The sequence below is a fragment of the Sphingobium sp. genome (assembly GCF_032153725.1).
Taxonomy (GTDB): Bacteria; Pseudomonadota; Alphaproteobacteria; order Sphingomonadales; family Sphingomonadaceae; genus Sphingobium.
The window spans coordinates 1-5,015 of record NZ_JALDYQ010000137.1 but is presented as its reverse complement, the minus strand read 5'-3'; the positions used below and the strand labels follow the sequence as shown (position 1 = coordinate 5,015).

6 protein-coding genes are annotated in these 5,015 nt (G+C 64.8%); 3 read left to right on the top strand and 3 right to left on the bottom strand.

The window, feature by feature from the left end; genetic code table 11:
* The 3 genes from RUH75_RS23290 to RUH75_RS23280 all read left to right on the top strand — a co-directional run.
* Positions 1-863 (top strand): glucokinase (locus RUH75_RS23290; RefSeq protein ID WP_313809588.1); only part of this gene is annotated, 863 nt, incomplete at its 5' end.
* Complete coding sequence (gene eda, locus RUH75_RS23285) at positions 863-1,480, top strand: bifunctional 4-hydroxy-2-oxoglutarate aldolase/2-dehydro-3-deoxy-phosphogluconate aldolase (protein WP_313809587.1); 618 nt, start codon at positions 863-865, stop codon at positions 1,478-1,480. The genes RUH75_RS23290 and eda, both read left to right, overlap by 1 nt.
* Before the next feature lie 41 nt (positions 1,481-1,521).
* Positions 1,522-2,034, top strand: a complete 513-nt coding sequence (locus tag RUH75_RS23280) for a hypothetical protein (RefSeq protein ID WP_313809586.1) — start codon at positions 1,522-1,524, stop codon at positions 2,032-2,034.
* 43 nt (positions 2,035-2,077) lie between these two features.
* On the opposite strand, the gene RUH75_RS23275 is transcribed toward RUH75_RS23280, so the two are convergent.
* The 3 genes from RUH75_RS23275 to RUH75_RS23265 form a co-directional block, all read right to left on the bottom strand.
* Entirely contained in the window at positions 2,078-2,662 is a 585-nt protein-coding gene (locus RUH75_RS23275) for a gamma carbonic anhydrase family protein (protein WP_313809585.1), read from the bottom strand.
* Position 2,663: 1 nt separating this feature from the next.
* Positions 2,664-3,659, bottom strand: coding sequence for a porphobilinogen synthase (gene hemB / locus RUH75_RS23270; RefSeq protein ID WP_313809584.1), 996 nt, complete (start codon positions 3,657-3,659; stop codon positions 2,664-2,666).
* Positions 3,660-3,705: 46 nt separating this feature from the next.
* Positions 3,706-5,015 (bottom strand): M28 family metallopeptidase (locus RUH75_RS23265; protein WP_313809583.1); only part of this gene is annotated, 1,310 nt, incomplete at its 5' end.

Genomic DNA, 5,015 nt, shown 5'->3' with positions numbered 1-5,015 from the left:
ATAAAGTAGCGGATTTTCCCAGCCTTCAGGCCTGCTGGGCGGCCTTTGCCGAGGTTGAAGGGGGCACGCTGCCGACGTCCGCTTCCATCGCCTTTGCCACCGCCATCGGGCGGGACGTCATCAAGCTGACCAACAGCAGCTGGGTCATTCGCCCCGATACGCTGGACGAGGAACTGGGCCTGAAGCATCTGCGGCTGGTCAATGATTTCGAGGCGGTGGCCCATGCCGTCGCACGCCTGCCGCAGGAGAATCTACCGTTGCTGTTCGGGGAGGATAAACCCTTTCCGCGCGATGGCGGGGTGACGATCCTGGGACCGGGCACGGGCCTGGGCGTCGCCATGATCGCCTTTGACGATGGCGAACCGCATGTCATCGCGACCGAGGGCGGGCATCTGGACTTCGCGCCGCTCGATCCGCTGGAGGAGAAAATCCTCGCCTATCTGCGCGACAAGTTCCTGCGCGTGTCGACCGAGCGGATCGTGTCCGGGCCGGGCCTCAACAATATCTACAAGGCGATGGCGACCATCGGCCATGACCGGGTCGTGCTGATGGAGGATGCCGAGCTTTGGCAGGCGGCCATCGAGGGGACCGACGAGTTTGCACGGGCAGCCTTTGATCGCTTCTGCATGTCCTATGGGTCGGTTGCTGGCGATCTCGCGCTGGCGCAGGGGCCGCATGCGGTCGTCCTGGCGGGCGGCCTGACGCAGCGGATGCGCGAATTGCTGCCGCATAGCGGGTTCCATCAGCGCTTCACCGCCAAGGGTCGGTTCGAAAGCCTGATGAAATCCGTGCCGATCCGCCTTGCCCTGCATGATGAAATCGGGCTGTACGGCGCCGCCGCAGCCTTTCGGGAGAAGAAATAATGGTCTTGAGCGTTGAACAGGTGATGGAACTGGCCCCGGTGATCCCGGTGCTGGTGGTCGATCGGGTCGAGGATGCTCTGCCGATCGCGCAGGCGCTGGTGAAGGGAGGGCTGCCCGCACTGGAAGTGACGCTGCGGACACCGGCCGCGCTGGAGGTGATCCGCGAAATGTCGAAGGTCGAAGGTGCCGTGGTCGGGGCGGGCACAGTGCTCAATCCGGCGCAGCTCGACGCCGCGATGGAGGCGGGCGCGAAATTCATCGTCAGCCCCGGTCTGACGGAGCCTCTGGGTAAAGCGGCGATCGCGGCGAACATTCCTTTCCTGCCCGGCACCGCGACGGCGGGCGACATCATGCGTGGCATGGACATGGGGCTGTCGCACTTTAAATTCTTCCCCGCGGAAACGTCGGGCGGGTTGCCCGCGCTCAAGGCTCTGGCCGCGCCTCTGCACACGGCGCGCTTCTGCCCCACCGGCGGGATCACACCGGAAAGCGCGCCCAAATGGCTGGCCGAGCCCTTCATCAAATGTGTCGGCGGCAGCTGGGTCGTGCCCAAGGGCCCGATCGATGCGGCAAAGATCGAGGCTTTGGCGCGGGAAGCGGCGGCTCTACCGCGCTGAGAGCAGTTGCTTCCCAGGCCTTGCGATCCTAGATGCACATCATGAACCTACGTCGGCTGCTTCCTTCCCTGGCCCTGTTTCTGTCTGGTTGCGCCAGCACCTTCCAAGGCTATCCGTCGCTCGCCAAGCGGGCCATAGAGGGCGCGCCCATTGCCGAAGCAGCGCCACAGCCTTCACCGGTCGCGCCAGAACCTGAACTGGTGCGGAATGTCGACCGGCTGACAGCGCAGGCGCAGGCAGGCGGTATGGCGTTCGACAAGGCCTGGCCCGCCGCGGACAAGGCGGCTCGCGCGGCTTCCGGATCGGCGGTTTCCAGCGAAGCCTGGGTAGCCGCGCAGACCGCCTTGAGCGCGCTGGAATCGGCGCGCAACGACAGCGTGTCGGCGCTCGCGAGCCTTGACGTGCTTTATGTCGAGCGCAGCAACGCCGTGTCCGAAGGCAAGGTCAGCGGCGGGATCGACACCATCGATTCCGCGCGGGTTTCGGTGCTGGCGATCGTCGATGGGCAGAATGACCGGCTGGATGCGCTGAAGGGGCGGTTGGCGCAACCTTGAAGCGTCTTTGTCATCCCCGCGAAGGGGAGGAACGGGGTTGACCCTATTCGGCCGAAAACGCCGCTTTCACAGCACCTTTATGCGCCTTCCCATTATGGACATAATGCTCGACGCCCTCGCGCATGTCGATCAGCACTTCATCGGACAGATCGCGCATATATTTGGCGGGGCGGCCAGCCCAGAGCTGGCGGTGAGGAACCGTCTTCCCCGGAGAGAGCAGCGCGCCCGCCGCGAGCATGGCGTCGCTTTCCACCGTGCAGCCGCTCATGACGATGGCGCCAAGGCCCACAAAGGCGCGATCCTTCAGGATGCAGCCATGGACCATCGCCATATGGCCGATCAGCACATCCTCTCCGATGATCGTCGGCCAGCCATCGGACGGGCGGCCATCAATATGGTCGCCGGGGCTGTCGCAATGAACCACCGTGCCGTCCTGGATATTGGTGCGCGCTCCGATATGGATGAAGTTCACGTCGGCGCGGATCACGCAATTATACCAGATGCTGACGTCGGGACCGATCTCCACATCCCCGATGATCCGGCAGCCGGGCGCAATGAAGGCGCTCGGGTGGATGACCGGCGTTTTGCCGTTGAAGGGCAAAATGGTCACTTCAGGATGATCCGTCATGTCAGGCTCCCAGAAGGCGCGCAGCGTGGAGCGCATGATAGGTGAGGACGCCCGAGCAACCGGCGCGCTTGAACGCCATCAGCGTTTCCAGCACCAGCGCATCGCGGTCCCCTGCCCCCGCGGCGGCCGCAGCCTCCAGCATCGCATATTCGCCTGACACCTGATAGGCGAAGACGGGCACGGCGAAGGCGTCCTTCACCCGCGCGATGATGTCGAGATAGGGCAGGCCCGGCTTCACCATCACGCTGTCGGCACCCTCGGCAATGTCGAGGGCGACTTCGCGCAGCGCCTCCTCGCTGTTGGCGGGGTCCATCTGATAGGTCTTCTTGTTGCCCTTGAGCAGTCCGCTGGAACCTACCGCATCGCGGAACGGGCCGTAAAAGGCGCTCGCATATTTGGCGGCATAGGCCATGATCTGCACATTGGCATGCCCCTCTTCCTCCAGCGCCTCGCGGATGGCGCCGACGCGGCCGTCCATCATGTCGCTGGGGGCAATGATGTCGGCGCCCGCCGCCGCCTGATTCAGCGACTGGCCGATAAGGACGTCGATGGTGGCGTCGTTGACGACATAGCCCGCTTCGTCGAGCAGACCGTCCTGACCATGGGCGGTGTAGGGATCGAGCGCCACGTCGGTCAGTATCCCGATATCGGGCACCGCATCCTTGATCGCGCGGATGGCGCGACACATGAGATTGTCGGGATTGAGCGCTTCCGCCCCGTCGTCGCTGCGACGGTCAGCCTGGGTATTGGGGAAGAGGGCGAGGCAAGGGATGCCAGCTGCCTGGGCTTCCTTCGCACGTTCGACCAACAGGTCCACCGACCAGCGGGAGATGCCGGGGAGCGACTTGATCGGCTCTTCCACCTGCCTCCCTTCGGTGACGAACAGCGGCCAGATGAAGTCGCTGGGGTTCAGGCGATTTTCGGCGTGCATGGCCCGGCTCCAGGCCGAGGCGCGGGTGCGGCGCAGGCGAAGCGCCGGATAGGAGGCGTTGGTCATGGGCGGGGTGTAGGCTCCTCCTCCCACTCGATCAAGCGCGAGAAACCTATCGGGCGAAGCGACGGAAGAAGCTGTCCCTGTTCCACGCCGGGCGTCCCGGCGCATTGGCGACACGTAGGGTAACGGCGGCGACATAATCGTTCAGCCTGACCGATTCCGCCGGCATCACCGGCTGATCCGCATCATCCCCGGGTGAATGGTAGATATTGGCGCGCCAGGCCTTTTCCACCTGCGCTTCGGGTGTTCCGGCCTTGAACCCATATTTGAAGAACAGCGCGGGTATGCCGGCGCGGATGAAGCTATATTGATCGGAACGGATGAAAACATTCCGGTCCGGGAACGGATCGGGCGTGATCGGCAGGCTCATTTCCCTGCTCACCGCCTCCGCATCCTTGCCCAGACTGCTCTGATCATAGCCGATCGGCGTCACGCTGGTCAGGGGGAAGATCGGCAAGGCCATGTCGAAATTGAGATCGGCCACCATCGCCTTGCGCGGCACGGTCGGACGCCGGGCGAAATAGGTCGAGCCGAGCAGCCCCTTTTCCTCCGCCGTCACGAAAGCGAAGAGGATCGAGCGCTTCGGCTTCGCCTTCCCCTCGCGCAGGGCGCGCGCGATTTCGAGCAGGCTCGCAACCCCGGAGGCATTGTCGAGCGCGCCGTTGTAAATGGCGTCGCCCTTGACCGGGGTGCCGATGCCATAACCGTCGAGATGGGCGGACAGGACGACATATTGGCTTTTCAGATGCGGGTCCGATCCCGGCATGACGGCGATGATGTTGGGCGATGAGAGATCGGCGCGCCGGGCCGCAACGCTGGCGTCGAAACGCTGGGCCAGCGGGAAAGAGGTCAAGGGAGCGGATCGATCGGCGGCGGCGGCGATCTCCGCGAAATCATGGCCGGATCCGGCAAAGAGCAGCGCCGATCGGGCAGGGTCGATCTGCGCATTCACAAAGGGCGCGGCGGTGTCGCGCAAGGCTGCGTCGCGGAAAAACAGGGCGGGCTGACCGGCCAGCGCCATGCGGCGGCTCCATGGGATTTCCACCTGACCGGGCGTGACGAGCTGGATCAGGCCAAGCGCCCCCTGCTTCGCCAGCCAGGCGGCCCGTTCGGAGCGGGCGTGGGATTTGAGCGCGCCGGAAAGGGTCGCAGGACCGCCGGAGACGACCACCACGATCTTGCCCTTGAGGTCGAGGCCGGCAAAATCATCATGCCCCGCTTCGGGCAGATGCAGGCCATAGCCCGCGAACACCATCGGCGCGTCGATGCTTTCGGGCACCGGCCCGCCGCCACCCGAAAAGATCAGGTCACCCGGCACCGCCAGCGATACCGCGCCCTGCGGCCCGACCAGCGAAGCGC